This window comes from Pseudanabaena sp. FACHB-1998 (assembly GCF_014696355.1).
Lineage (GTDB): Bacteria > Cyanobacteriota > Cyanobacteriia > Pseudanabaenales > Pseudanabaenaceae > Pseudanabaena.
Map to the genome: position 1 here is coordinate 209,763 of NZ_JACJQA010000028.1, position 24,817 is coordinate 234,579.

A 24,817-nucleotide genomic window follows, 5' to 3' on the forward strand; every position below is an offset into this window, starting at 1 on the left:
AAGAATGGTGGCGCTTTGCGCCACCATTCTTTGATCTTCACTCACTTGGCGACAGCTTTATTTACTCGTAATCTTCATCTAGATTTTGATGCTCACTGCGGCGAGACTCTCGACGATAACGTTTTTTGAGTAATCTGGGTTCCTGCTGCTTACCATCACTAGCATCCTTCATTTTAATAGCCGAATCTGCATTAGTCGTATTCTTTAGCTTTTGTTGATAGGCGATCGCCTCATCTAAATAAGCAAGATAATGCTCGTAACGCTCCCAATCACCCCGCACCACACAATTAGGCTCATCGCGACGATGTAAGCAATTATTAAAATGACAGACATTACCTAACGCAAATCTTTGTCTGGCTTCAGGAAAGCAACTCGCCAATTCCTGCGGCGTAACAGTTAGATTTGGTTGCATAAAGCCGGGGGTATCCGCTAAATAGCCCCCCGCAGGCAGAGCAAATAATTCCACATGGCGGGTGGTATGTCGTCCATGTCCCAATCTTTGGGAGACTTCGCCAACTCTTACTCGTAGGTTAGGGACGAGTAAATTAATCAGGCTGGATTTGCCTACTCCTGAAAGCCCCGCCACAACAGTTACGCCTGTTTGCAGATGTTGTGCAAGTTGTTCGATCCCTTCATGGGTATAGGTACTAATGGCAACGGGTGGATATCCCCATGAGTCGAGGCGATCGCCCCACTCTTGCCATACCGCGTCAGAAACTAAATCCCGCTTGTTTAAGCAAAGTAAAACTTCCACCTCCGTGCTTTCGGCTTTCACCAAAAAACGGCTCAGTTGATGGGGATCGAGGCTCGGTTCGGCTAAGGAAAAAACTAAGAGGATGCGATCGACATTGGCGACCGTGGGACGATCTAATAAATTGCGTCGAGGTGACACCTCCGATATGGCTCCCCGTCCTCCCTGCCAATCGGGTTCCTCAATGGTGACGCGATCGCCAACACAAATTTGTTGACCAATTTTTTTTAGTCTGGCTCGTCGAGTACAGAGTAGCTCACAGATATTGTGGCTTGAACTTTGTCCAAATTCATCAAGTAGATCTAAAGAGAAAATCTGATCTAACATGACTCGATAAAAATTAGCTTGTACAGCCAAGACAGTGCCTGTTAAAGCCAACATAGTTCTCGGTACATCATGCTGCCTTTTGAACTGTCAATGCAAAAAAGCGATCGCGTTCTTCAATGCCCTTCACCTGATGACCATCAGAAATAAGGCTATTGGGTACTTGCTCAATCGGCTCACCAGCATCTAGCAAAACTTCTAGCAATTGCCCAGCTTCTAGTTTTTCTAAATGCAATTTTGCCCTCACAAAGCTCAAGGGGCAGGGAACACCGCGTAAATCAATTGATTTGTCTGCCTGAATACACATACATACTTCCTACTTGTTAGCTCATTATAGCGATAAGGGCTTCGCCGTAAAATAATACCAAAAGTAAAAATGGCGTTACCATTTTTACTTTTATAGCAAAGCAAGAGTTAGCCAGTACAAACCAAAACCCAAAAAGTGAGTTGCAGCGCTTCGCGCTGCAACTCGCTTCTTGGGTTTTATGTCCGAAGCAAAGCTTATGTAGTAGTGTGCGACGAAGGCACGCACCACTACTTTTTAAAAGAGAATGGCGGCGCTTTGCATCGCCATTCTCTTTTGCTGATATTACTTTTGATTACCAAATATACCGCCTAAAATATCGCCAATCCCACCTTTAGAGGCATTGCCAAGCTGCTTTTCTTTGAGCTTTTCTAATACTTCCCGCTCTTCAGTGCCAATCTTCGTAGGAATATCGATTTTGATCTTAATTAAATGATCGCCACGGGCTACGGGATTACCTAGCTTAGGAACGCCTAGTCCTTCTAGGGTCAGCACAGTATCAGGTTGTGTACCTGCGGGAATAGTAAGCGGCTTCTTGCCATCAACGGTATTAATGGCAATCTTATCGCCAAGGATCGCTTGCAAGTAGCTGATCCTAATTTCCGACAAAATATTGATGCCTTCGCGCTCGAACTCATTGTCAGCTTGGACAAATAAGTAAACGTAAAGATCACCAGAAGGGCCCCCACGTTGACCCGCATCACCTTCATTGGAAACGCGCAATCTTGTACCACTGTCTACACCTGCGGGAATGGTGATTTTCAGTTTCTTGGTAACTTGGTTTAATCCTAAGCCATTGCAGCTTTCGCATTTGTCCTCAATGGTCTGCCCCGTCCCATTACAGGTAGGACAGGTGGAAACTTGAGTAAAGCTACCAAAGGGGGTGCGGGTAGCCCGACGCACCTGACCAGTACCGCTACAAGTGCCACAGGTGCGAGGACGTGTTCCGGGTTTTGCGCCAGAACCGCTACAAGTGCCACAGGTTTCAAGGTGGGAAATCTTGATTTGTTTTTCGCCGCCAAATACTGCTTCGCGAAATTCGAGTTTTAGATCGAAGCGAAGATCTTCGCCACGGGTGGGTCCACTGCGGCGGCGTGCTTGTTGCTGCCCCGTGTTAGAAAAGCCACTAAAGAAGCTCTCAAAGATATCAGCAAATCCGCCCATATCCCCCATATCAGGTGCGCCACCGCCTCCCGATACACCAGCTTCACCAAACCGATCGTACCGCGCACGGGTTTCTGGCTCAGAGAGTACCTCGTAAGCACGGTTAATTTCTTTAAATCGTTCATCCGCCCCTGCTTCTTTATTGACATCGGGGTGATATTTTCGAGCTAAACGTCGATATGCTCGTTTGATTTCCTCTTTGTCAGTATTGCGTTCGACTCCAAGGATTTCGTAATAATCACGCGCCATAGGGGGTTTCTCTGTCGCCTAAAGGATTCATGGACAATTGTTCTAGTTTAACCTAGCACTTATCGTTTACTTATGGATATTAACTAAGGGTACGTTTTACCGCACATCCTTACAATGCTGGGTGCTTTTCTAAAATCCAGATAAATTTTGCAAAAGCTTGCTTCGCAAGCTTTTGCAAAATTTATCTGGGCTACCCAAAGCCCAAACAGGCTGGATTTCAATCTCGATTTAGCCAAGATTAAAAAACAAAATTATGGTTTTGTTTTTACGCTGACATCGCCATTGACTAGGGTTTGACAGGCGAGGCGATAATTTGCTGGTTTGTTTTTTAGCTTGCGTTCTTCAAATTCAGTTCTAGGAGAGAGCTTTTCCAACCCGTCCACAATCTCCACAACACAGGTAGCACATTGACCATAACCATTACAGTTAGTGAGCTTCGCAACAAATTTATAGACATCAATGTTGTTTTCGAGAGCTTTGATGCGGAGGTTCGCGCCATCCATGGCGATCGCTTCCTTACCTTCATTCACAAACGTAATGTTTGCCATAGCTAAGTATTAATTATTTGTTAATTTTTATTACTTAATCAGTATCTTATGAAATGGCTGCTTATCGCAATCTAACCAATAACGTATATGGAAGAACGAATCGCAAGAAAACTAATGAAAGCGTTACTTTGCAACGCTTTCATTAGTTTTCTTGGTTTGAATTTGAGCGCAAAGCGCTGTAAGATAATCATTTATGGCTACAAATCCTTCAAATTCAGACATTAAAGCTCTTGCCGACGATTTGCAGAGGTTGGTTGATAATCTTGAGTCAACCGAGCATGGGGAGCTTATTTATAATGCTTTAAAAGCGATTACCCAAATTAGTGATACCAACGCTGAACGGTTGGACTGGAAGATTTTAGCGGGGTCATTGCAGGATATGCAAAAGGCGATCGCCATGTTTTATCCGCATCGTTTTAAGCGCAAGGTGAGTATTTTTGGATCGGCGCGAACTCCTAAAAATGATCCTGAATATCTCCAAGCTTATGAATTTGCGGAGCAAATCACCAAGCAGGGATTTATGGTGATCACTGGGGCTGGTGGTGGCATCATGGCGGCGGGCAACGAGGGGGCTGGCAACAATTCCTTTGGACTTAATATTAGTTTGCCCTTTGAGCAGTCTAGTAATGGTTTTGTCTCGGAGGCTTCCCGCCTAGTGAGGTTTCGCTATTTCTTTACGCGCAAATTGTATTTTGTGAAAGAGAGTGATGCGATCGCCTTATTTCCCGGTGGCTTTGGTACGCAGGATGAATTTTTTGAATGCTTAACTCTTACCCAAACAGGACGCACTACACCCCGACCAATGGTGCTGATGGATAAAAAAGGTGGTGATTATTGGAAGGAGTGGGATGTATTTGTGCAAAATCAGTTAATGGAGAGAGGCTTGATCACTAAAGAGGATCGCAGTCTTTACCAAATTACTGATGATGTGGAAGAGGCTTGTCAATTCATTAAATCCTTCTACAGTGTTTATCATTCCTGTCGATGGGTTAGTGATGTGTTTGTGATTCGCTTAAACGTAGATATTACGGATGAACATCTTGATCGTCTAAATGATAATTTCAGCGATATTTTGACTCACGGTAAGATCGAGCGCAGTAAATCGTTACCTAATGAAGTCAATGAGGCTCATATTATTGACTTACCACGTTTGACAATGCACTTCAATCAGCATGATTTTGGTCGTTTGCATGAGCTAATTGCTGCGATTAATGACACTTGCAATAGCGGTGCCCCAATGGTCTGCCATCCTGAACAACGCTAATTTTGGGCTACATGAGGAAGCCACATAGCTCAAAATGGCAAAACATTAATTTCGAGCTAGACAGCGAAGCCACATAGCTCAAAATGGCAAAACATTAATTTCGAGCTAGGCGGCGAAGCCGCCTAGCTCGAAACGGTAAAACATTTTTAAAAAGATGTACATAAAACATTTTGATCGCTTTTTTAGTCCTTTGCAATGGCAAGTCTTGCGCAAGGTCGCCCAAATTGCTGATGAACTAAATTTACGAGCTTTTGCCGTAGGCGGGATTGTCCGTGATGCTGTGGTGAGAGAGTGTGTCGATAGTTTCAAATTAGATCATCTCAAAACGACCGCTTTTCCGAAGGATCTCGATTTAGTCTTTGATGGCGCGGAGCAAGCGGGAATTAAAGTGGCGATCGCCTTACAAAGAGCTTTTCCTGAAGCAAAATTACAAATCCACGAAAAATTTCAAACTGCGGAGTTGCTCTGGCAAGATTTTGCGATGGACATGGCAACTGCTAGGCAAGAAACCTATGCCTATGCTGGCGCAAATCCTGAAGTTATCGCCACTACCCTCAAAGATGACCTCGAGCGGCGAGACTTCACCATCAATGCTTTGGCAGTGCAACTCGATTCAGAATTGGGGACTAGAGGCGAAATCATTGATCGCTTTAAGGGGTTGCAAGATTTAGCGAATAGGCAAGTACGGGCGATTCGTGCAGGTAGCTTTGAAGAAGATCCACGACGATTATTTCGGGCAGCAAGGTTTGCGACCAGATTAAATTTGGCGATCGCACCCGAAACTTATGCGGAAATCATCGCCACCACTGCGAGCGGACTCCATGATGCGATCGGTGGGGCAAGACTACGCGCCGAACTGCATTACACCTTGGCGGAATCCAGAGCCAGTCAAATGTTTGCCCTATTGCAAGACTTAGGGGCTTTGCGCTGTATTCATCCAGATTTGCGATTGCCCGATGATGGGGCAAATACTCGGTCTAATACTTTTAAATATCAATGGCGGCGATCGCAATATTGGCTCAAGTTAATTAATCGCCTAGAAAATAGTCCTAGCAGTAAAAATCATGCCCAAATTAATGCTCAAATTAATGCCCTTAATCCCATCAATTTAGGCGTGGAATTATTGCTGTCCTACTTGTCGCCTCAAATCTCTACTCAACTGGATCTTGGGTTCAGCCCCGAACAGAAAACCAGACAAATCAAGCTAGCAGAATTATTAGCAAATGTGTCTGATTTAACTAATAAATCATTAAAAAATTCAGAAATTACCCAAAATCTCCAAAAATTTGATCTTCAAACCCTGATTTTAGCGGGCGTAAAATGTCAGCCATTCCAGAGGCGAATTATTTGGCGATATTTGACTCAATGGCGAAGAATAAAATCGCCACTCACAGGAATAGATCTCCAAGGGCTGGGCTATGCATCAGGCAAACAAATGGGTGAAATATTACAAAAACTAAGAGGAGCCACGCTGGATGGCGAAATTACCAACCAAGAGGAGGCGATCTCCTACCTACGTTTGCCACACTAATCAGATTTCAAAAAACTAAAGCTCACGCGGCGTGAGCTTTAGTTTTTTGAAATTTCGCCTAACTACTTACGATAAAATGTTAAACACAGCTTTCAGCGCCAATCAGTTAATAAATCTAGGACAAGCAACATCATGAGAGGCGGCATCCGCATCGGCAGTATTTCAGGCATACCCTTATACATTGATTCCTCTTGGTTTTTAGTACTTGGATTTCTAGCCGTTTGGCTAAGTGCTGCCTACACCAAACTATCGCCATCTTTTTCCCTAGGTTATGGCGCAATTACAGCCTTACTCTTTTTTCTGTCGATCGCCTTTAATAAAGTCGCTCATGCCTTAGTTTCTAAATCGAGAGGAGTGGATATTAATCTGATTAATATTCAATTTATGGGTGGGGCAACTACGCTTGAGAAAGAATCGAAAGATCCCCTATCTGTATTTAGCATTGCCCTTTCGGGTCCCTTAAGTAGCCTCTTATTAAGCATCATTGGCTTTACGGCGGCTTGGTTACTTGCTGGCGATATTATTTTTTCTAGCAATCCTAAAGTAATTGAGACATTGCCTGAAAGCATTGGCAATATTCGTACAATCTGGACAATTATCGCTCTCAATATTGCCCGTATCAATCTCATCTTCGCTGTTTTTAGCCTCATTCCCGCCTTACCCTTTGAAGGTGGTCATATCCTCAAAGCAATTATTTGGAAAATTACAGGCGATCGCTGGGCGGGTATTCGCTGGGCGGCAAGATCGGGACAGTTTTTTGGTGTCCTAACCATGATTTTTGGGGGAATGATTTTAATTACCAACTTCGGAGGTATCTTTTTAATCTTTTTAGGATGGTTTCTCTTTGGCAGTGCCAGTGGATATCTCTACATCACGAATTTACAACAAGCAATTCTGGATATTGATGCTGAAGTCACGATGACCAGAGACTTTCGCCTAGTAGATGCAGAAATCTCCTTGCGAGACTTTGCAGATAAATTTTTGCTAATGGAAGAAAAGGATGCTAATCCGATTTATATTGCTTCTTCCGATGGACGCGATCGCGGCATCATCTCTGCCAATGCAATTCGGAATATTGACAGCAGTGAATGGCAATCCAAATCTTTACAATCCCTGATTAAACCCTTCGATGAAGTTGATACCGTTGATTTACGAACCAAGCTGTCGAGTGTAATCAATCTCCTTGAGCAGAAGCAACTTCGTTATGTAATTGTGCGATCGCCAGTTGGTTCTGTTGCTGGAGTAATTGATCGAGGTGATGTGATTAAGGCTCTAGATAGCAAGTTGCAATGGCGGATTTCTTCGGAATATATTAAACAGATTAAAGTCGAAGGTAAATTCCCTGCTAATTTTCGTCTTGTAGAAATTTGTGAACAAATAGTAGAAAACGATAAGTAAAAGAAAAAGGCGCTTTTGCGCCTTTTTCTTTTACTTATCGTTTTTTAAAAGTACTAGCGTGCTTTTAAAAACCCAGAGAATCTAAATCGTTAGAAAAATTTTCTAACGTTACAAAATCAGGTTCCGATTTTCCCGATCCCCCATCTCCATTTAACACCAATGTTTCCATACCACCTAAAATTCGCTCAATAGTAGTCGCACCCAGATCATTAGAAGCGTCTTTTTTATTCTGAGGTTGCTTATTTGCAGATATTGGAACTTCCGTTGGAGTTTGTTCCTGCTCATCCATCAGCTTTAAAAGAGTTTCAAGATTTTGCTTAGGAATTCTTGACTTAATCACATCAAGATTATCTTCTGGATTATTTACTATGTCGGAAATATCTGATCTCGAAAATTTTGGCTTAGGCGATGGCGTTTCAATTAAGAAATCTCCAAATAAATCACCTTCCTCTACATCTAAAGGTGCAGTTTCATCAGCTACTCTATTGACAGCTTGGACTACAGAGGGACTTACGGATAAACTCTCATCCAGACTACTAATGTCCCCATATTCGCCGGCAGCCTCCGTAACATCAGTCATAAAATCATCGAATAATGATTCCACTGTATTGGATGATTCTGTAACTCCAAATTCTGAAGAATCTGGCAAATCGGGACTATTCGGTTCTGAGAAATCCTCAAATAAAGACTCCGTCGTATTCACGGGTTCTGGTTGATCTAAGATTTCCTGTGAATCTGATGTTGGAGACTCTGGGAAATCATCGAATAATGATTCAGAAGAGGATTCAGAAGAAATGGAAGTTGATTCTTCGGTAGGAGTAGCTACCACCGATGGAGAAGGTGGGGTAGCTGGCTCAGATGTTTCGAGAACAGAATAGCCGACAGGTTGGTGAAGAGTTTTATCTAAGTCAAGAGTGATGCCTTGATGTTTATTCTCTACATTGGTCGGATCTTGGGCTGGTTCTAAAAATATCTTAGAGACAAGGCGAATTTTTGCTTTTTGCCATTGTTGCCCCGGTTGTAAAATCGATAGATTGGTGATGACCTGATCGCCATGTTCATCAGTTTTACTAAACTCGGCGATCGTATCTAACAAGCTCCTCAAACTAGGATTTGAGGCAACTGCTGCAAATAAAAAACTAGGTTTGCTAATTACTTGGATTAATTCGGTAAGTGTAGTCAAGCATCGGACTGTTCCCACATGCTCGTCAGTAAATCGAACAATAATATCTTGGTATTCTTGCAAGTTTTGTTGAATTTGCGATAGTTTTTGAACGAGAATTGCGCCTTGATAATTATTGACTGGATAATTATTTGTAAGATGCGTATTTTTTGGCTCTGTAACTAAACCTGATGGACTAGGCGGTAGAGGCTGAGATTCTAATGACCGAAATTCTGAAGATGGTGATGCAGAGTTTGGAGGGCTGATGCTAAGCGAAAATTCATGTTGCCAAGCTAGATAGTTGTTATCTGATCGATAGGTAAAAACTTTGACACGTTTGATTTGCGGTATCTGCAAAACCAACATGCCTCGATGAATAATTGTAACAACCGCTTTTTGGTTTGGTATTTGTGATGCTTGCAAAGAGATTTTCAGACATTCATCTTCTAGCTGAGCTTGAGCATGGATGCCTTTGGATTCTAGCGATCGATTGATCAAAGCGGCGATCGCATGGGGATCACCTTGCTTTGCCAATTCCATAACGCTCACTTGTGTCATATCCTATTCCCAATTGGCTACAAATTTCTTACCCTAGCAACTATAGATGTTTAGTAATTTTGGGGTACTGTGGCAATTTTCTCATTGATAATATTAATTTGAAAACCGCACATTAACTCAACTATGGAGTTTGAGACTCTCAATAATGTAACTGACAATCTTACACATTAGTGAATTTAGTGACAAATTTTATCTAGTACATAAAAAAATAAAGAGTTGCGGTGCTTCGCACCGCAACTCTTTATTTTTTTTAAATAGCTACAGCTATTGAAGGTAGATTGAGGACATCTAAGTAACAGATTGACAAATTACTTATTGCCTAATCGAAAAAGATTAATCTTCGTACAAACGGCATTCAGCAGCATCAGGATTATCGTCGCAGTAAACTTCAAGGGAGTTTTTAGGCTTATCTTGCTTTTGGTGAGATGCTTCAGCTTGCAACTCTTCCACGGCATCCCATGCTGCCGCACATTCTTTAGAACCAGTCCCGCTAACTTCACAGGTGTCTCTGGCTTGCTGTACTTCTTCTAGGATTTTCTCTTTGATATTGCTCATGTATTTGTTTTCTAATGTCTATGAACTAGATCCTAACAGACTAATGCGTGATAGCCATCATACGTCAGGAGTAGGAAAACACCATGTACTGATTGGCAGTTAACCGATTCCTAGAGTCGATGGAAGCATCCCCGCCAGTATAAGAAAGCCGATCCACACGTTCTGCCCAAAGGCTTTTTGGTACAAGTCGCTAGGAATTTCAGCTTGGGTTAGTCTGTTACATTGCCATATCCATATTACTCCTGCCGTCAAGCAAGCAAAGTAGTGTGCGTAACCAAGTTGCATCTCCCACCCTAGCCAAATTAGGCTTCCTAGCGTAATTGCTAAGAATATAGCGATCGCAAACGTTACATATCTTCCAAAAAATAGAGCGCTAGACTTGACCCCAACCTTAAGATCATCCTCGCGATCGCTCATGGCATAAATTGTGTCAAAACCCATCGTCCAAGTAATTACCGCTAACCATAATTCCCAAGCATAGCGATCTAGACCACCCGTAACCGCGCTCCAAGGGATTAGTACCGTAAATCCCCAAGCGATGGACAGAACTAACTGGGGTACTGGGAAAAAGCGCTTACAAGCGGGATAAATCACAATTACAGGGGCAGCCGCAAAACAAAGCCCAAAACTGAGGGGATTTAAATAAGTTGATAGTAAAAAGGCGCACAATCCTGAAACCAGCAAGACCGCGATCCCCACCTGAATCGATAGCGATCGCTCGGCGAGAGGACGATTTTTAGTGCGATCGACCTGTGGATCAATATCACGATCCCAGAGGTCATTAATAACGCAACCTGCGGCGCTAGTTGCCAAGCTACCAAGGATGACCACACCTAATAAATCAAGTGGAGGCAGTTGATGCATGGATTTAGCAGCTGCAACCGTAGCCCATAGTGCAGGCAACATCAGGATCAACCTACCTGCGGGTTTATGCCAACGCAAGAGACGCACAATTTTCTGAAATGTTGATTCATGATTGGTGAGACCTGAGTTCATAGTGGATGCTTGCCAAGTTTACTGAGTAAAAGATTTTAATTGCTATGGGTTAATTGCTATGGGCATTAGGAAATACTGTCCCTAGCAATCTTGATTGCGCTGCTGGGCATAATTAAAAACCCAGACCCAAAACCTGTGGCGCACGCGCAGCGTGCGCCACAGGTTTTGGGTTTTATATTTAATTTCGCTTAGCTACTTATCCTATTTTAGGCAAAGTTGCTGATTACAAAAGTTTTCATCATTGTTACCGTCATGATCGGGATACGGGGCTCTCTGTAGCTACAGCAAGTACAGAAACAATTAGCAAGATCGTGAGGTTTTGAGATGCGAGCAATTCATCCAGATATTTCTAAATTCATTGGGCAACCTATTTCTCAAAAGCCTTTGACCGCTTTATTGTTAGTAGCTTCGCTATTTTTGGGTGTTGGTATATATGAAGGGCGAGCTACAGCCGAAACTTTAGTTACGGGGTTAACCAATGAGTTAGTTAATGACAAAACCTGTGAGGGGACAGGTGGAATTCTTGCCTATGCGGAAACAAAGGACTACTCCTTATACATTTGCGCTGACGTTAAGGAGCCTTCACAACCAAAGCATTATCGCAGTGTGAACAAAAATGGGACTCCGGGGGTGAAACTTACGGCTAAAACCTATAACCCGAATCAAGGCAGTTATTTCGAGTTTTACAATGGTGATTATGTATATATGCTGCAAATTCCCTCGGAAACGATTAAACAGCCCGTACTCATGGTTGAGTTTCCCGATGGTTCTGGCTATGAGCAGAAAATAACTAAGTTTTTAATGCGTGGCGAGTTGCGATCGCCTATCTCTGTCAGTAAATAAACAAGGCGATCGTGAGGGGATCTCTGTCAAGCAGATATGCTAATATAGTTAACCTAAGATCGGGGAATTAGCTCAGTTGGTAGAGTGCTGCGATCGCACCGCAGAGGTCAGGGGTTCGAGCCTCCTATTCTCCATATTTATAGACAAACGGTTAATTACGTTTACAATCACTTAACCAATTAACGACAATTGATCAATTAGAGCTTGATTTTGTTCGTCAGTACCGACTGTAATGCGGAGCTTATCAGAGAGTCCTGCTTGATTGAAATATCGGACTAAAATGCCAGAATCTTTGAGCTTTAAATAGATCTCTTCAGCATTGCCTTTGGGTGGAGTGACAAGCACAAAATTACCGTGTGACTCTAGAACGCTATAGTCGAGATTTTTGAGATCTAAAGTAAGTTTAGTCCGTGAGATTTTGACTTTTTCAGCATTGGCAGTTTTGTATTCTTGATCGCGCATCGCCGCAGTCCCCACAGCGATCGCTACGGCATCAATGTTATAGCTATCCTTAACCTTAAATAGCCCTGATAGCAGCTTGGGATTTGCAATACCAAAGCCTAGACGCAGCCCTGCCAGAGAATAACCCTTGGATAAAGTGCGTAATACGATTACATTTTCAAATTCTTGCACCAAGGGCAAAGCCGAGTATTCCGCAAAATCGACATAAGCTTCATCGATCGCCACAATACCTGAAACTCTTTTTGCCAATTGACGTAAATCATCAAGCGGTACGATATGTCCTGACGGACTATTGGGTGAAGCAATAAAAGTTACAGCACCATTGGCGGCAACAAGTTCATCAATGGGCAACTGAAAATTGTCACCATAGGGGATTTCTACCGTCTCTGATGGCTGCATTGCTGCAAGAGTGCGGTAAAGCACATAGGTGGGCATTGGGTAAACTACTTTGCGATCGCCATTTTCCGCGCAAGCCCTAATCAAAATATTTAATACATCATCACTGCCATTGCCCACAATTATCCAATCCGTAGGCACACCGACCACAGCACTTACCGCTTGACAAAACTCATGGGCAAAAGGGTCAGGATAACGCCGCAAAGAATCACCATCAATATTTTGCAAAGCCGCGATCGCTTTGGGCGATGGAGGGTAGGGATTCTCGTTAGTATTGAGTTTAATAACTTTGAGACCCGACTTAGGTTGTTCCCCAGGAACATAGCCAGTCATTGCGTCAATAGCGGGGCGGAAGTAGCTCATGGTGACAGTTAGAAAGTAAAAAGTAAAAAGTGCATATTCCAAAAAGCTGATTATTCCGCGAAGCAAAAGGATTCGCTTCTTGGAATATATGCGGGCTACTATTGTAACGCGATCGCTTTCAAACCAAAGAGAGCGCGAAGCCCCCTCTTTGGTTAAGGCTTATCTCGAAAAACTGGCAAAACCTCATTACAAAAAGCTTCTGTCGCCTTAGAGCGATAACGATTAGGATTACGAATTTGTAACAACATCCGCTTGATGACCACCCCGTCAATCCGAACCTGCTGTAAGGCTCCCATTTGCAACTCCTTTTCGATCGCGGTGACCGACAAAAAGGCAGCCCCTAAACCAGCCTGTACCGCATTTTTAATCGCCTCAATTGAATTTAGCTCCATCGCGATCGCCAATTGGCGCGGATCGACCCCACTATCTAGCAACACCCGATCAATCGCCTTCCGAATCGTAGACTGCGAATCAAGCGTAATAAATTGCAGTTTGTATAACTCATCAATAGATAAAGCCCCAACCTGTGCTAATTCATGAGAAGTTGGTAGAATTAGCGCTAGCTCATCTTCAGCATAGGGTGTAATCTCTAAAGAATCCAGCAAATCCGCAGGAATTTCACCGCCAATTATTGCCAAGTCTACTTGCCCATTGGCTACACTCCAAGCCGTTCGCCTTGTAGAATGGACATGGAGTTGCACCGAGACATCAGGGTATTTCTTGCGAAATAAACCAATCATTTGTGGCATTAGATAGGTTCCAGTCGTTTGGCTAGCACCTATAATTAGAGTCCCACCATTAAGATTTTGTAAATCATCAATGGCGCGACAAGTTTCTTGGCAAAGGCTTAAAATGCGATCACCATAGGAAAGTAGTAACTGTCCTGCCTCCGTCAACTGTGCTCTTCGCCCCCCGCGATCAAATAAAGGCACATCTAGCTGTCTCTCTAGATGCTGTACTTGCAAGCTAACGGCGGGTTGTGACACATAAAGGCTATCGGCGGCGCGTTTAAAGCTACCTTCAGCAGCGATCGCCTTGAGAATGCGTAATTGGTCTAGGGTGAACGGTATGTCGATCATAGAAGCAGCGTGAGAAAAGATGAGTCGGGAGGTTATTCAGGATTTTTTGAATTTAGCAGGAGTTGTGGGGATCGCCCTCACAAATCGCCGTATGCGTCCCTATTTTTACGGACTAGATGCCGTATTGGACAGGACAAAGCAAGCATTAGGTCAAGGAGTTCTGCAAGTTGTCGAAAATATACCAGAAGGATTTGAATCCTTCGAGTTTCACTTTGCGGGGCATATTGTCTTTATTTACAAGCTGACCCATGGACTAGTCCTACTAGTACTTACAGATAGCGATCTTGAGCCAGTTGACTACAAACGGGGGATCGCCAAAATCAAGTATCTAATCGAAACAGATACATACAACACAGTCGCATACTTTAAGCTCTTATTAGGCTCGGTGACCCAGCATTCTTTGCCTAGCTTAAATTGGAATGCCAACAATGCCAAAGCAACAGATCAAGCAAAAATACCAGAACAGCCCACTGTACATAACTTTGCGACTCCAGTTTCTAACTCCAATCTAAAAACTGATACCCCATCATCTCGTAGCCAAAAACCAGATGAACTAAGAAATTTAAACAATCAGCAAAGCAATGCAAGTTCTAGTAAAAGCCCAAGCTTCAGCGTTCAAACTCAACCCAATGTAAACAATCCAAGCACAATTAAGCCTCAAACACCTCCTGCACCATCGCCCTTACCTTCCATACCTAAGTCAACAACTACCAATAGCAATCAGCAGCAGGTCAACACTAGTCCTACTAAGCAAGTATCAACGAAAACTGACACACAAGAGTATAAGTTAGATGAACTTTTAGACGCACTCAATAAGCTCAGCCTCTTTACAACTCAATACCTTGGCAAAGTCGTAGTCACTAATTATTGGAAATCTAGCCGCCCAGAGTCTGTGTGGCTAAGTGAGTTTGAAGTTGATCGCAATGGTAAAATTTCCTACCCAAAACAGCCAGCGATCGCCTGTAATCCAGAAGAGCTAAAACAAATTCAAACTTGGGTTACGGCTTATATCAAACGCTGTAAACAAGTCATTCGCAATTTCGATCAAATGCTGGAGCAAGACTGCCTAGATAGCCGCCAAAAACAAATATTGCTATAAACCCAAATCAAGGCGACACATCAAGGCAGCCCGAAGCGCTACCTTAATCTTTATAATGCTTAACTATGCTTAACAATTCTAAGCAATTTGGCGGGAAGGACTCTACGTATACACCTTAAATGGGTTAGACTGGTCTTTAATAATAAGGGGAACAACCGCAGAGGCAAGCTAAATAATGGCTAAGCGTGTAAGAATTGAGCCTATAGCCCAGACAGCAGATATAGCAACAAACGGTGCATTACTATCTGGCTTAATGGGGGATGAGCTAAATATTTTAAAAGAATGTGGTGGACGTGGTATGTGTGCCACTTGCCATGTTTATATCCAAGACGGCATGTCTTCGCTTAGTCCCATGGGCAAACGCGAGCAGCGTACTTTAGAAGTAATCACAACCTGCAAGCCCAACTCTAGGCTTGCTTGCCAAGCCAAAGTTATGGGTGAAGGCATCGTCGTTGAATTACCAGTAGGTATGTATGTCCAGTCGATTCAAGACATTGAAGCGTTGATAGGAAGACGCTGCGAAAAACCTCTACTTAGTCCGATCACAGGTCAGACCTTAGTAGAAGTCGGACAATTAATTACGCGATCGGTAGTTCGTCAATTAGAAAATACGAATTTTAGCGTTGGTGAACAATTGGCAAACACCAAAAGAGCTGATATTTTTGAGCCGAAGTAACATCTAGATGCAACATTCTTGATGAATTATTTATGCTAGAGCTAGAGTCGATCAGCTCATCACTTAATAACTATCGTTGGATTCGACAATTTTCGATAACTTTTTAGATAGGAGTATTTACTTATGACTGTTGCTGTAGATCGCCCCAATAGCGCCACCAAATCTAAAAGAAAAAACAACCACTATAGTCTGCAAGACTTTTTTCTGCCGAATCTTGAGCAAGGGATAATTGAAGACTGGAATGGAGTCAGAAACATCCTTACCAGTGAAGACTTTATCATTGGACTACAAGAAGGATTAGAAGATGAAGTAGGCGAAGCTTCAGCAGCAGTAATGTATTCTATTGGCTGTGAATGGGGTCAGCAGGATGCTCTAGTCTTTACCAAGTGGTTTGAGAAAGATTTCGGTCGGAGTATTCGTCAAACGAATTTGCCTTTCTTGCTAGAGACTTGGTGGTGGCCCTTTACCTCCCAAGGCTGGGGACGTTGGCAGGTAGACATGAGCGATCGCAAACAGGGCTTTATGTTTATCAGCGTATTTGATTCGGCGGTTGCACGGAGCCTTGGGGATGTGGGCAAGCCTGTCTGTCATTTATATGCAGGTTTGTTCTCAGGCTTTTTTACGCATCTAGTTAATAAAGAACTAGAATGCATCGAAATTCAATGCTATTCCATGGGCGAAAATTATTGCAAGTTCTTGCTAGGTGGTAAAAATCGGATTGATGCCGCTTCTTTTTGGCTTAACGAAGGAGCAACAACCCGTGACATTGAAGGTCGTTTACGCAATGGAGAACTTCTAAAATGAGTAGTCCAGATTGGCGCTTACAGCCATTAAAAACTTTTTGGCAAAGTGTAAATTGGGAAAATCGTCTAATCACCCAAGTCACTAGCAATAGTAACGGCAAAGTTGTATCAACTTTAAGTTTTTTGATGCCAGTAAAAGACTATTTTCGCGCTATATCTTGGACTGGAATTCCTGCCATTGCTGCTACCTCAGAGAAAATCAGCTCTCCTCCTAGTATTGATGAAAATTCAGAAACTCTTGAAGATTTTCTTGATGATGTTTCTAAGTTCTTCTAGATTTTCTTTGCTTATTCCTACGTTAGAAGCGCTGAAGCAACCCCAACAGATCTTGAGAGCCGTCTTAGATTAGTTTTCATCAATACTTTGAACCTTTTTTGATGCTTTATCCAGACAAATAATATCTCGATAATTCTCTACTGTAAGAACTATGATTCCGAAGATTCAAGAATTAATTAACCAAGCTCAAGATCGCTATCTGGCAACAGATGAGCTTGGTCAGATGGAAGGCTATGTCACTTCCTTGCCTGAACGTCTCAAACTTTATAAGGTCATTCGCGATCGCGAAATTGACATTTTACAAACAGTTGCCGATCAAGTCGCTTCTGAGTTGGCAAGTGTTACGGATGAAGAACTCGAAGCGGGAGTTAAAAACCTAATTTTGGTTTTGCGTTACTGCTCGATGGCGATGTTGCTAAATGACGAAAACTTTTTAAAAGAAAGGCTTCTTAATTGGCTGGAAGGAATCATGTCGATGCGAGATATGCGTCGGCTCAATGAAACGCTCTATAAATTATTAAATCAAGTGTTGCGTCAACAGATTAGTCCCTCCCAGCTTGCTCTAATCCAGCCTTTGATTACTACTGCTCAAGTCACCTTAATTTACTAGAGACAATACTATGATTTCCGTTGCTGACCTCGTAAAAGAAAATCGTATCCCTGCTAACTTTTTTGACTACACTGCTTACATCAAAGGAGATCTAGAAATTGGTCTACTAGAAAACCGCCGTGGCGATCGCCTGTTAGCCATACCAGACACTTTAATTTCCTCACTTTATACAGGCTTAACTAAAGAGACGGGACAAGCATCAAGATTAGTTCTTTTCAACTGTGGCAAATGGTGGGGAAAAAACTTTTATACCCGCTTTACCGAATCCCTCGAAGAATACTATTCTCAGTCTTTATCGGAGATGGATATGATCACCTTCATTCAAAGTCTCAAAGAATGTTGGAAAACTCATGGTTGGGGAAGACTTGAGTTTGATCCACAATACCAAGCCCAAGGATTTATCTCGATCAAGACCTACAATTCGCCCTATATCCATAAAATCGCTGGCAATAATCAACCCACAGGCTATTTAGAATCAGGAATTTTGACCTCATTTTTTACGCGCCTCACTGGACGCGAACTCTTAGCCGCACAGATCAGTTGTGAATCTTTAGGAGCGAGTTGCAATACCTATGTAATTGGCTTACCCGAAAGATTGCAAATTGTTGAGTCCTTTCTGAATGAAGGCTTAAGCTCTGACGTTATCATGCAAAGATTACTCAAATAAAAAAGATGAGTGGCGGCGCAAAACGCCGCCACTCATCTTTTTTATTGATGCGGTTGACTTTCAAAGAATAAAAAAGCCTCGCTATGTGAGGCTTTTTTATTTGATAGTGTTAACTTTTAGATTTCTGAGCTTCCTTGACTACTTTTTTCTGAGCTTTCCAAGCTTCAGTTAAATAGCCAAAGTTCTTTTTAAACTCTTCGCTGCCCCACCAACTGCCAACCCGTCCCTCATCCCAAGAAGCGGAGATAGCCCCATAGCTTAGTCCTACAACGCCTAAACCTAAAAACAGCATACTCACTAGCACAACGGCTGTGGTTGGCAATTCAAATATATGTTTAGTGACAACAAAGTAGCTCACAAAAAAAGTCGTAATCCCCATTCCCGTAGGAACACCACAGAACAAAGCCGCACGCCGAACAATGCGACGATTAACTTCCTCAGGGATACCTAACGGATCATTTCGTTTAGGAGCTGATTTTGTACTTGGGTTGGTAGTTACGTTTGTTTTCGAGCTATTTATATTTGTAGTAACAGGAGCAGTAGGTGTTTTTTTAATTTCCTTGCCTTTTGCTTTTTTACTACGATTATTTGGCTCAAAAGGGATACGTTCAGGTGGTTTACTCACTTTTATTCTTCACTAGCACTAAACAAGTGGTAATAGTACTCGTGCTTTTCACGAATACTATTTAAAAACTAGCCTCTTACACCCAAGCTTTGGATTAGTTGCTTGTAATGAGCGCGATCTTGGTTGCGAACATAAGCTAGCAAGCGCTTACGTTGACCAATAATTTTGAGCAAACTACGACGAGAAGAGAAATCCTTAGGATGTAGTTTGAGGTGAGTCGTCAACTGGTTGACGCGCTCGGTGAGTAATGCAACCTGCACATCAGATGAACCAGTATCGGTAGGATGTTTTTGGTATTCGGAGAAAATTTCGAGCTTGCGTTCTTGCAAAAGTGCCATGATAAAAACTTGAACGTGTTTTGAGGTGGACGTGACTAAACCCGACAATCAACGCACTTAGGAGTTTAGAGAGCGAGTTCCCAACCTCACGATTGGGCATTCCTAGTTATTCCCATCTTTGGGGTTGCGCCACTTATCGAGAGCAATTTATTTGCTAACTCGACAGATCGACTGCATAGGCGGTTTCCGTTTCTCAGTAGTCTCTGAGTAGGATATATCGCGATCGCTAGTTTTTTAGAATATTAGCTTTCAGACAGACTAGCTTAACATGTTGGTCACTTATTTTTGTACCCAAATAAAAAATATGGTGGTGCAAAGCACCACCATATTTTTTAATGGGCAGAGCCATTACCGTGATATTTGTCAGTGTCATAAAAACCGTTACGAGTGCCGAAAAATAAGCAGCTAACGGTAAACAAGATGGTAAAAGCTGGCAAAAGAATTCTGAGATCAAGCATGGTTGTATGTGGCTAGGTGTTTTATGTTGCTGAATAATTACAAACTAATCATGATCCTTAAGTAGCTAAGAATTAAAAACCCAGACCCCAAACCTGTGGCGCACGCTGCGCGTGCGCCACAGGTTTGGGTGTTTTATATTTAATTGCGCCTAGCTACTTAATCATGACCCATATATTTTAGTCCCAAGTAAATATTAAGAAAGTAACTTGTGGGATCTTTCTTAATTATTTATTGCCATAGCCCCAAGAGAAAGGCGGCATTAGTGCCACCTTTCTATAAAAAGAGAGTGGCGACGCAAGGGTCGCCACTCTCTTTTTGATTAAAAAAAAAACTAATTGCTAGCGTCAGTATTATCAGCCGCAGGCGCACTGTCCCCACTCGGACGATAGCTCTGCTCAAAGGCATAGCGCACGATCTGTGAACGATTTTCAAGATTTAGTTTAGTCATAATGCTGCTCAGATGAGTCTGTACTGTCCGAGGGCTAATTTGTAAGCGCTTGCCAATTTCTTTGTTGGTAAAGCCTTGGACTACTTGCCAAAATACTCTTTCTTCCGAAGGGGTCAAGGTTGTTCGCGAAACAGGAGCGGTAGGCTGTTGAAAAAGACGCATATGCTCACTAGGTGTGCGGTGAGGCTCGCGTTTATGAGGAGAGAAAAAGTCGATATCAGTCTTGCCAATGGTCATGCGATCGCCACTTTTCAGCAGAATAGGAAAAGTAATTCTCTGTCCCCGCATGAAGGAGCCATTGCGACTGCCAAAATCTACTAGGTAAAAACTACCAGATTCATTATTAGTATTACGAGACTTGGCATCCCCTCTAATTGAGGATTCAAAACCCTCGTTTTTAGAAGCCCCAACAATTTGGAGGGTGGCATGATAGCGTGACACCCATTTATCGGTGAGTACAATTGAATTATCGTAGCCCCTGCCAATTGTCCAGAAATCTGCATTGATAAGAGGAATCATTTGCTGTCCCTCATCTGCGTGGACGATCAGATAAGGATGTGGGTGTAGAAGGGTCACTGAACTGTTAGACAACTTTGTTGTGTGCATCTCAATCAATTGCCAATATAACTCATTTATATATTGTGAGACGTGTTTAAGAAATTTTGAGTTCCTTTTTAAGATTCACGATTTTAGATGACATATTCTGTCACTGCTAAATTCATGAATTTAGATCATGAATTTAGATCGTTAGAATCTAAATATGATTATAAACTTTTTTATCATCAAGGCATTGCTGTATTTAGGGTAAGTCCTCTCACCAAACTAATTAAATATAAAACCCACCAGCCTGTGGCGCACGCTGCCCCATATTTCACAGGCTTTTGTACTGGTCAAGGGTTGGTTGGGCGGTTTAACTTATCAGGTTTGCTAGCTCAAATATTCCTGACGATTGTTATACTCCTTCTAGGCAAGTAAAAATATTTATACGCGCAAGTTAGATACTAATTTGACAATAAAAAATGCAGTCTGTGTTACTTTTGATTGATGAATTACAAATCTTTAAAGTTCTATGATTTCTTATTAACCCTAATTAAAAAATAATGATTTGGATTGCGATCGCCATACATTTAATATTGAGTGCAGGGTTGTTATGGGCTTCATGGCAGATCTGGAACGTTCGGAATGCTCTCAAAGCTACGATAATTACCGTAAATGGCTGGACAGAATCCTGTGAAAATGGTCTACGGGGTTCGTCTCCGGGGCTGGAAATAGCCCGTGAGGGAGTTGGCTCAACAAGACAGCAGTATCAAGCATTGCAAGGGCAATTAGAAAAAATTCGTAAATTATTGTCTATGCTTGGGCGTGGTGTATCCTTTTTAGGGAGTCGTTGGAAACAGTCTCGCCAAGGTTCCACTAAATCAGTTAATAACAAGTCGTCAGGCATCAGATCGTCAGGGAGCAAACATAATGTCAAACGGCGCAGGTAAATTTTTCGGTGGGTTAATTGTCGGTACAACTATTGGTGCGGCGATCGGTATTTTATTTGCACCTCGTACTGGTAAGGAAACTCGTCAAGCTTTGAGGCGCTCAGCCAAGGATTTACCAAAACTAGCTGAAGACTTAGGCTCTAATGTGCAATATCAAACCGATCGCCTTGCTGAACAGGCTCAACGGACTATTGATGAGGCGATGATCCGTTTACAGGAGGCGATCGCCACTGGGCAGGATGCTAGTCGCAAAATTCAAGAGGAATTAGCTACGTCTATGAATAATTCGTCTGGCTCATCAAGGGAGATTAGTGAACTGGCTGATGGCGACGAAGATTAGATATTTATATGGATACTTCTTTATCATGCGTTCCTAAAAAATAGACATGATAGAGTGAGTGGTTAGTATTGCAGGGCTTTGCCCCACCATACTAACCACTCATACCAAATTAAGAAATGGCTACACCCTTTCTTAATTTAAAAAACCTTACTGAATTTGGTTTTTAAATCACAAAAGTGTTAGCACATTTTCGTGATTTGGTAGCACTGGGTAAGGAATATACAGATCAACGAGAGTAAGTAAATGTAGGAAATTATGTCAGAAGCCATCTTTCTGCTCGGATTATCGTTTTTATTGGTAGTCGTTTGCCTGACGATTCTTTTGCTAACGGCGATCCCTGCTTTCCAAGAATTGGCAAAGGCAGCAAATAGTGTGGTCAGATTAGCCGACACTTTAACCAGAGAGCTACCAGCGACCCTAGAGGCAATCCGTATGACAGGTTTGGAGTTAAGTGAGTTAAGTGATGAGCTTAATCAAGGAGCCAAAAGCGCTGGCGAGGCGGTTAAACAGGTTAACGATGGGATTAAAGGTGTAAGGCAAAGTGCTTCTAGTGCCACGATCGCCACAAAAAGTGCTTTTGCGGGGTTTAAGGCAGGGCTAAAGTCTCTAGGTCGTCCACGTCGGCAAAGTCGCGCAGATATTTATCAAGAAAAAATCCGCGGCAATAACCAATCGATTCGGGATTTGGAAAGCTTTAGGGAGGATGAAGAAGAGGATTCTAAGCAGGAAAGATTAATTACGCCCGATGACATCCGTTCTGAGGGATTTATGGGTGATTTAAATCCAGAAGATTAAACAATGAGTGCGTTAGGCACTTATATCCCCAGAAAAAATTGCATAGCCATTTTTTTCACTTTAGCCAAACATCCGCGCAAATTAAAAACGACCGATGCAAAATCTCGAACAAATCCTCGCCCAAGAACTATCGCTACGCCCCGAACAGGTAAAAAATGCCCTAGAGCTATTAGCTGAAGGAGCAACAGTACCCTTTGTGGCGAGATATCGAAAAGAGCGCACTGGGGAAATGAACGAGATCCAGTTACGAGAACTGCAAGATCGGCATAGCTACTTAACCGAACTGAGGGAACGCCAAGCCACCATCATCCAAGCGATCGCTGAACAAGGAAAACTCACTGAGTCCCTCAAAGCTAAAATTGAAGCCTGTCTCCAAAAGACTGAGCTTGAAGATTTGTATCTGCCCTATCGCCCCAAGCGGCGCACTAGAGCCGCGATCGCTAGGGAGAAAGGACTCGAACCCCTCGCCGAAGCAATCAAAGCTTGTAACCGCCCCAATATCAACACCGTATCCCTTGAGCAAGAAGCTGCCAAATATTTATCAGAGCAGGTAAAGACTATCGAAGAAGCTCTCAAAGGAGCATCGGATATTCTTGCGGAAGAAGTAGCCGAAAAAGCCGAGTATCGTGCTTATATTCGTGACTACCTGATGCATTCAGGGCTATTTATTTCCAAAATCAAAGATACCCATCCCGTGGGTACAACCAAATTTGAGATGTACCGCGATTATCAAGCCAAAGTTAAGGCGATCGCTCCCCATAATCTTCTTGCTCTATTGCGGGGTGAAGCCGAAAAAATTCTCAGTCTCAGTCTCGACTTTGATGAAGATCATCTCTTAACTTATTTAGAGTCGCAACAGATTAAGGCGAAAAGCCCCGCTATCAGGCAGTTTTATCAAGAGATGCTCAAAGATGCCTTTAATCGCCTCATGAAAGCCTCAGCGATCGCAGCCGTAATTGCTGACAAGAAAGCATGGGCGGATGGAGAATCGATCAAAACCTTTGAAACTAATTTGAGAGACCTCTTGCTTGCTTCGCCCGCAGGCATGAAACCCACCCTTGCGATCGACCCCGGTTTTCGGACAGGATGCAAAACCGCCGTAATTAGCGAGACAGGTAAATTTCTTGAATATCAAACTATCTTCCCTCACCAAGCCGCCGCCCAGCGAGAGCAAGCTGCGCGTACCGTAAGAACTTTAATCGAGAAATATCAAATTCAACTGATTGCGATCGGGAATGGAACCGCAGGTCGAGAAACCGATAGCTTTGTAATGGAAGTAATCCAAAAGCTAGACAAAGCGCCGATCAAAGTCATGGTCAATGAATCAGGAGCATCAATTTACTCGGCGAGTGAAGTGGCGATCGCGGAATTTCCTGATTTAGATCTAACCGTGAGAGGAGCCGTTAGCATCGGACGACGATTGCAAGATCCCCTTGCGGAACTGGTCAAAATCGATCCAAAATCCATTGGAGTTGGTCAATATCAGCATGATGTCGATCAAAAGCTCTTAAAAAAGAAGCTAGAAGAAACCGTCGAAAGTTGCGTTAATTATGTGGGTGTAGACTTGAACACTGCTTCTAAGGAGCTACTCACCTTTGTCTCAGGACTCAGCGCTAGTATTGCCAATAACATCATTACCTATCGCAATCAAAATGGAGCCTTTCGCGATCGCCGTCATTTGTTAAAAGTCCCCAAACTCGGTGCAAAAGCCTTTGAACAAGCGGCAGGTTTTTTACGGATACGCGATGGTGCTAATCCCTTAGACAATACGGCGGTGCATCCTGAGAGTTACAAAATTGTCGAGGCGATCGCCCAAGATTTGAATGTGCCGTTAGCAGAAATTGCTAAGGCTGCGGACAAACTCAAAACCGTCAACCTCAAGAAATATGTCACTAGTGAAATCGGTGAGCCAACCCTAAGAGATATCTTGCGGGAACTAGAAAAACCGGGACGCGATCCGCGTGCTGAGTTCAAATATGCCACCTTTAGCGAAGCTATCCAGAAAATCTCTGACCTGCGAGTGGGAATGGAAGTGGAAGGAATTATTACCAATGTGGCAAATTTTGGGGCGTTTGTGGATATTGGCGTTCATCAAGATGGGTTAATTCATATTTCTCAATTAGCCAATCAATTTGTTAGCGATCCTAAGCAGATTGTTAAGGTTGGTCAGGTGGTAAAGGTTCGAGTTCTAGAGGTGAATGAGTCACTAAAGCGGATTGGTTTATCAATGCGATTGTAAAACTAAAT

The 24,817-nt window shown here is 42.8% G+C and carries 27 protein-coding genes and 1 tRNA gene; 15 read left to right on the top strand and 13 right to left on the bottom strand.

Annotation, left to right across the window (positions count from 1 at the left end):
- Positions 1-61: 61 nt before the first annotated feature.
- The 4 genes from rsgA to H6F42_RS12420 form a co-directional block, all read right to left on the bottom strand.
- On the bottom strand, positions 62-1,132 hold the full coding sequence (rsgA, locus tag H6F42_RS12405; protein ID WP_190399674.1) for a small ribosomal subunit biogenesis GTPase RsgA: 1,071 nt from the start codon (positions 1,130-1,132) through the stop codon (positions 62-64).
- Between the two features lie 13 nt (positions 1,133-1,145).
- The gene (locus H6F42_RS12410) at positions 1,146-1,382 is read right to left on the bottom strand and encodes a sulfurtransferase TusA family protein (RefSeq protein ID WP_190399675.1); all 237 of its coding nucleotides are present in this window, start codon (positions 1,380-1,382) and stop codon (positions 1,146-1,148) included.
- Between the two features lie 282 nt (positions 1,383-1,664).
- Positions 1,665-2,792, bottom strand: a complete 1,128-nt coding sequence (dnaJ, locus tag H6F42_RS12415) for a molecular chaperone DnaJ (RefSeq protein WP_190399676.1) — start codon at positions 2,790-2,792, stop codon at positions 1,665-1,667.
- 251 nt (positions 2,793-3,043) lie between these two features.
- The gene (locus H6F42_RS12420) at positions 3,044-3,340 is read right to left on the bottom strand and encodes a 2Fe-2S iron-sulfur cluster-binding protein (protein ID WP_190399677.1); all 297 of its coding nucleotides are present in this window, start codon (positions 3,338-3,340) and stop codon (positions 3,044-3,046) included.
- 193 nt (positions 3,341-3,533) lie between these two features.
- Between H6F42_RS12420 and H6F42_RS12425 the strand changes: the two genes are divergently transcribed.
- From H6F42_RS12425 to H6F42_RS12435, 3 genes are all read left to right on the top strand, one after another.
- Complete coding sequence (locus H6F42_RS12425) at positions 3,534-4,604, top strand: LOG family protein (RefSeq protein ID WP_190399678.1); 1,071 nt, start codon at positions 3,534-3,536, stop codon at positions 4,602-4,604.
- Between the two features lie 154 nt (positions 4,605-4,758).
- Positions 4,759-6,135: a CCA tRNA nucleotidyltransferase gene (locus tag H6F42_RS12430; protein WP_190399679.1), complete on the top strand. Its 1,377-nt coding sequence runs from the start codon at positions 4,759-4,761 to the stop codon at positions 6,133-6,135.
- A gap of 132 nt (positions 6,136-6,267) precedes the next feature.
- The gene (locus H6F42_RS12435) at positions 6,268-7,533 is read left to right on the top strand and encodes a site-2 protease family protein (RefSeq protein WP_190399680.1); all 1,266 of its coding nucleotides are present in this window, start codon (positions 6,268-6,270) and stop codon (positions 7,531-7,533) included.
- 64 nt (positions 7,534-7,597) lie between these two features.
- Here H6F42_RS12435 and H6F42_RS12440 read toward each other — a convergent pair whose 3' ends face one another.
- From H6F42_RS12440 to H6F42_RS12450, 3 genes are all read right to left on the bottom strand, one after another.
- On the bottom strand, positions 7,598-9,253 hold the full coding sequence (locus H6F42_RS12440) for a hypothetical protein (protein WP_190399681.1): 1,656 nt from the start codon (positions 9,251-9,253) through the stop codon (positions 7,598-7,600).
- 333 nt (positions 9,254-9,586) lie between these two features.
- Positions 9,587-9,808, bottom strand: coding sequence for a Calvin cycle protein CP12 (locus tag H6F42_RS12445; RefSeq protein ID WP_190399682.1), 222 nt, complete (start codon positions 9,806-9,808; stop codon positions 9,587-9,589).
- A 99-nt stretch (positions 9,809-9,907) separates the two neighbouring features.
- Complete coding sequence (locus H6F42_RS12450) at positions 9,908-10,804, bottom strand: 4-hydroxybenzoate solanesyltransferase (RefSeq protein WP_190399683.1); 897 nt, start codon at positions 10,802-10,804, stop codon at positions 9,908-9,910.
- A 324-nt stretch (positions 10,805-11,128) separates the two neighbouring features.
- On the opposite strand from H6F42_RS12450, the gene H6F42_RS12455 reads away from it, so the two are divergent.
- Positions 11,129-11,647 (top strand): hypothetical protein, encoded by a 519-nt coding sequence (locus tag H6F42_RS12455; protein ID WP_190399684.1) that lies wholly within the window; start codon positions 11,129-11,131, stop codon positions 11,645-11,647.
- Between the two features lie 61 nt (positions 11,648-11,708).
- A tRNA-Ala gene (locus H6F42_RS12460) sits at positions 11,709-11,781 on the top strand.
- Positions 11,782-11,818: 37 nt separating this feature from the next.
- Here H6F42_RS12460 and hisC read toward each other — a convergent pair.
- Both hisC and H6F42_RS12470 read right to left on the bottom strand, forming a co-directional pair.
- Entirely contained in the window at positions 11,819-12,868 is a 1,050-nt protein-coding gene (gene hisC, locus H6F42_RS12465; protein WP_190399685.1) for a histidinol-phosphate transaminase, read from the bottom strand.
- Positions 12,869-13,020: 152 nt separating this feature from the next.
- Positions 13,021-13,947, bottom strand: a complete 927-nt coding sequence (locus tag H6F42_RS12470) for a LysR family transcriptional regulator (RefSeq protein ID WP_190399686.1) — start codon at positions 13,945-13,947, stop codon at positions 13,021-13,023.
- Between the two features lie 19 nt (positions 13,948-13,966).
- On the opposite strand from H6F42_RS12470, the gene H6F42_RS12475 reads away from it, so the two are divergent.
- The 6 genes from H6F42_RS12475 to H6F42_RS12500 all read left to right on the top strand — a co-directional run bounded on the left by H6F42_RS12475 (position 13,967) and on the right by H6F42_RS12500 (position 18,078).
- Positions 13,967-15,046, top strand: coding sequence for a hypothetical protein (locus tag H6F42_RS12475; protein WP_190399687.1), 1,080 nt, complete (start codon positions 13,967-13,969; stop codon positions 15,044-15,046).
- 175 nt (positions 15,047-15,221) lie between these two features.
- Positions 15,222-15,722 (top strand): 2Fe-2S iron-sulfur cluster-binding protein, encoded by a 501-nt coding sequence (locus tag H6F42_RS12480; protein WP_190399688.1) that lies wholly within the window; start codon positions 15,222-15,224, stop codon positions 15,720-15,722.
- 123 nt (positions 15,723-15,845) lie between these two features.
- Positions 15,846-16,526 (top strand): V4R domain-containing protein, encoded by a 681-nt coding sequence (locus H6F42_RS12485; protein ID WP_190399689.1) that lies wholly within the window; start codon positions 15,846-15,848, stop codon positions 16,524-16,526.
- Entirely contained in the window at positions 16,523-16,801 is a 279-nt protein-coding gene (locus H6F42_RS12490) for a hypothetical protein (RefSeq protein WP_190399690.1), read from the top strand. The genes H6F42_RS12485 and H6F42_RS12490 overlap by 4 nt, the downstream gene beginning before the upstream one ends.
- 151 nt (positions 16,802-16,952) lie before the next feature.
- Entirely contained in the window at positions 16,953-17,411 is a 459-nt protein-coding gene (locus tag H6F42_RS12495; protein WP_190399691.1) for a hypothetical protein, read from the top strand.
- 10 nt (positions 17,412-17,421) lie between these two features.
- Entirely contained in the window at positions 17,422-18,078 is a 657-nt protein-coding gene (locus tag H6F42_RS12500) for a 4-vinyl reductase (RefSeq protein WP_190399692.1), read from the top strand.
- Positions 18,079-18,187: 109 nt separating this feature from the next.
- Here the strand turns inward: H6F42_RS12500 and H6F42_RS12505 are convergent, their stop codons facing one another.
- From H6F42_RS12505 to H6F42_RS12515, 4 genes are all read right to left on the bottom strand, one after another.
- Complete coding sequence (locus tag H6F42_RS12505; protein ID WP_190399693.1) at positions 18,188-18,703, bottom strand: photosystem II biosynthesis protein; 516 nt, start codon at positions 18,701-18,703, stop codon at positions 18,188-18,190.
- A 68-nt stretch (positions 18,704-18,771) separates the two neighbouring features.
- Positions 18,772-19,041 (bottom strand): 30S ribosomal protein S15, encoded by a 270-nt coding sequence (gene rpsO, locus H6F42_RS12510; protein ID WP_009628343.1) that lies wholly within the window; start codon positions 19,039-19,041, stop codon positions 18,772-18,774.
- A 332-nt stretch (positions 19,042-19,373) separates the two neighbouring features.
- The gene (locus H6F42_RS22130) at positions 19,374-19,499 is read right to left on the bottom strand and encodes a hypothetical protein (protein WP_277873859.1); all 126 of its coding nucleotides are present in this window, start codon (positions 19,497-19,499) and stop codon (positions 19,374-19,376) included.
- A 332-nt stretch (positions 19,500-19,831) separates the two neighbouring features.
- Complete coding sequence (locus tag H6F42_RS12515) at positions 19,832-20,554, bottom strand: LuxR C-terminal-related transcriptional regulator (protein WP_190399694.1); 723 nt, start codon at positions 20,552-20,554, stop codon at positions 19,832-19,834.
- Between the two features lie 494 nt (positions 20,555-21,048).
- Here H6F42_RS12515 and H6F42_RS12520 point away from each other — a divergent pair, with 494 nt between their 5' ends.
- From H6F42_RS12520 to H6F42_RS12535, 4 genes are all read left to right on the top strand, one after another.
- Positions 21,049-21,435 (top strand): hypothetical protein, encoded by a 387-nt coding sequence (locus tag H6F42_RS12520; protein ID WP_190399695.1) that lies wholly within the window; start codon positions 21,049-21,051, stop codon positions 21,433-21,435.
- Entirely contained in the window at positions 21,416-21,775 is a 360-nt protein-coding gene (locus tag H6F42_RS12525) for a YtxH domain-containing protein (RefSeq protein ID WP_190399696.1), read from the top strand. Before H6F42_RS12520 ends, H6F42_RS12525 begins: the two co-directional genes overlap by 20 nt.
- Positions 21,776-22,030: 255 nt before the next feature.
- Positions 22,031-22,570: a DUF948 domain-containing protein gene (locus H6F42_RS12530; RefSeq protein ID WP_190399697.1), complete on the top strand. Its 540-nt coding sequence runs from the start codon at positions 22,031-22,033 to the stop codon at positions 22,568-22,570.
- A gap of 94 nt (positions 22,571-22,664) precedes the next feature.
- Positions 22,665-24,809: a Tex family protein gene (locus H6F42_RS12535; RefSeq protein ID WP_190399698.1), complete on the top strand. Its 2,145-nt coding sequence runs from the start codon at positions 22,665-22,667 to the stop codon at positions 24,807-24,809.
- Positions 24,810-24,817 lie beyond the last annotated feature (8 nt).

Bases quoted from the DNA above. Each gene is read 5' to 3' on its own strand.
- rsgA (WP_190399674.1), bottom strand. From the start codon at position 1,132: ATGTTGGCTTTAACAGGCACTGTCTTGGCTGTACAAGCTAATTTTTAT.
- H6F42_RS12410 (WP_190399675.1), bottom strand. From the start codon at position 1,382: ATGTGTATTCAGGCAGACAAATCAATTGATTTACGCGGTGTTCCCTGC.
- dnaJ (WP_190399676.1), bottom strand. From the start codon at position 2,792: ATGGCGCGTGATTATTACGAAATCCTTGGAGTCGAACGCAATACTGAC.
- H6F42_RS12420 (WP_190399677.1), bottom strand. From the start codon at position 3,340: ATGGCAAACATTACGTTTGTGAATGAAGGTAAGGAAGCGATCGCCATG.
- H6F42_RS12425 (WP_190399678.1), top strand. From the start codon at position 3,534: ATGGCTACAAATCCTTCAAATTCAGACATTAAAGCTCTTGCCGACGAT.
- H6F42_RS12430 (WP_190399679.1), top strand. From the start codon at position 4,759: ATGTACATAAAACATTTTGATCGCTTTTTTAGTCCTTTGCAATGGCAA.
- H6F42_RS12435 (WP_190399680.1), top strand. From the start codon at position 6,268: ATGAGAGGCGGCATCCGCATCGGCAGTATTTCAGGCATACCCTTATAC.
- H6F42_RS12440 (WP_190399681.1), bottom strand. From the start codon at position 9,253: ATGACACAAGTGAGCGTTATGGAATTGGCAAAGCAAGGTGATCCCCAT.
- H6F42_RS12445 (WP_190399682.1), bottom strand. From the start codon at position 9,808: ATGAGCAATATCAAAGAGAAAATCCTAGAAGAAGTACAGCAAGCCAGA.
- H6F42_RS12450 (WP_190399683.1), bottom strand. From the start codon at position 10,804: ATGAACTCAGGTCTCACCAATCATGAATCAACATTTCAGAAAATTGTG.
- H6F42_RS12455 (WP_190399684.1), top strand. From the start codon at position 11,129: ATGCGAGCAATTCATCCAGATATTTCTAAATTCATTGGGCAACCTATT.
- hisC (WP_190399685.1), bottom strand. From the start codon at position 12,868: ATGAGCTACTTCCGCCCCGCTATTGACGCAATGACTGGCTATGTTCCT.
- H6F42_RS12470 (WP_190399686.1), bottom strand. From the start codon at position 13,947: ATGATCGACATACCGTTCACCCTAGACCAATTACGCATTCTCAAGGCG.
- H6F42_RS12475 (WP_190399687.1), top strand. From the start codon at position 13,967: ATGAGTCGGGAGGTTATTCAGGATTTTTTGAATTTAGCAGGAGTTGTG.
- H6F42_RS12480 (WP_190399688.1), top strand. From the start codon at position 15,222: ATGGCTAAGCGTGTAAGAATTGAGCCTATAGCCCAGACAGCAGATATA.
- H6F42_RS12485 (WP_190399689.1), top strand. From the start codon at position 15,846: ATGACTGTTGCTGTAGATCGCCCCAATAGCGCCACCAAATCTAAAAGA.
- H6F42_RS12490 (WP_190399690.1), top strand. From the start codon at position 16,523: ATGAGTAGTCCAGATTGGCGCTTACAGCCATTAAAAACTTTTTGGCAA.
- H6F42_RS12495 (WP_190399691.1), top strand. From the start codon at position 16,953: ATGATTCCGAAGATTCAAGAATTAATTAACCAAGCTCAAGATCGCTAT.
- H6F42_RS12500 (WP_190399692.1), top strand. From the start codon at position 17,422: ATGATTTCCGTTGCTGACCTCGTAAAAGAAAATCGTATCCCTGCTAAC.
- rpsO (WP_009628343.1), bottom strand. From the start codon at position 19,041: ATGGCACTTTTGCAAGAACGCAAGCTCGAAATTTTCTCCGAATACCAA.
- H6F42_RS22130 (WP_277873859.1), bottom strand. From the start codon at position 19,499: ATGCTTGATCTCAGAATTCTTTTGCCAGCTTTTACCATCTTGTTTACC.
- H6F42_RS12515 (WP_190399694.1), bottom strand. From the start codon at position 20,554: ATGCACACAACAAAGTTGTCTAACAGTTCAGTGACCCTTCTACACCCA.
- H6F42_RS12520 (WP_190399695.1), top strand. From the start codon at position 21,049: ATGATTTGGATTGCGATCGCCATACATTTAATATTGAGTGCAGGGTTG.
- H6F42_RS12525 (WP_190399696.1), top strand. From the start codon at position 21,416: ATGTCAAACGGCGCAGGTAAATTTTTCGGTGGGTTAATTGTCGGTACA.
- H6F42_RS12530 (WP_190399697.1), top strand. From the start codon at position 22,031: ATGTCAGAAGCCATCTTTCTGCTCGGATTATCGTTTTTATTGGTAGTC.
- H6F42_RS12535 (WP_190399698.1), top strand. From the start codon at position 22,665: ATGCAAAATCTCGAACAAATCCTCGCCCAAGAACTATCGCTACGCCCC.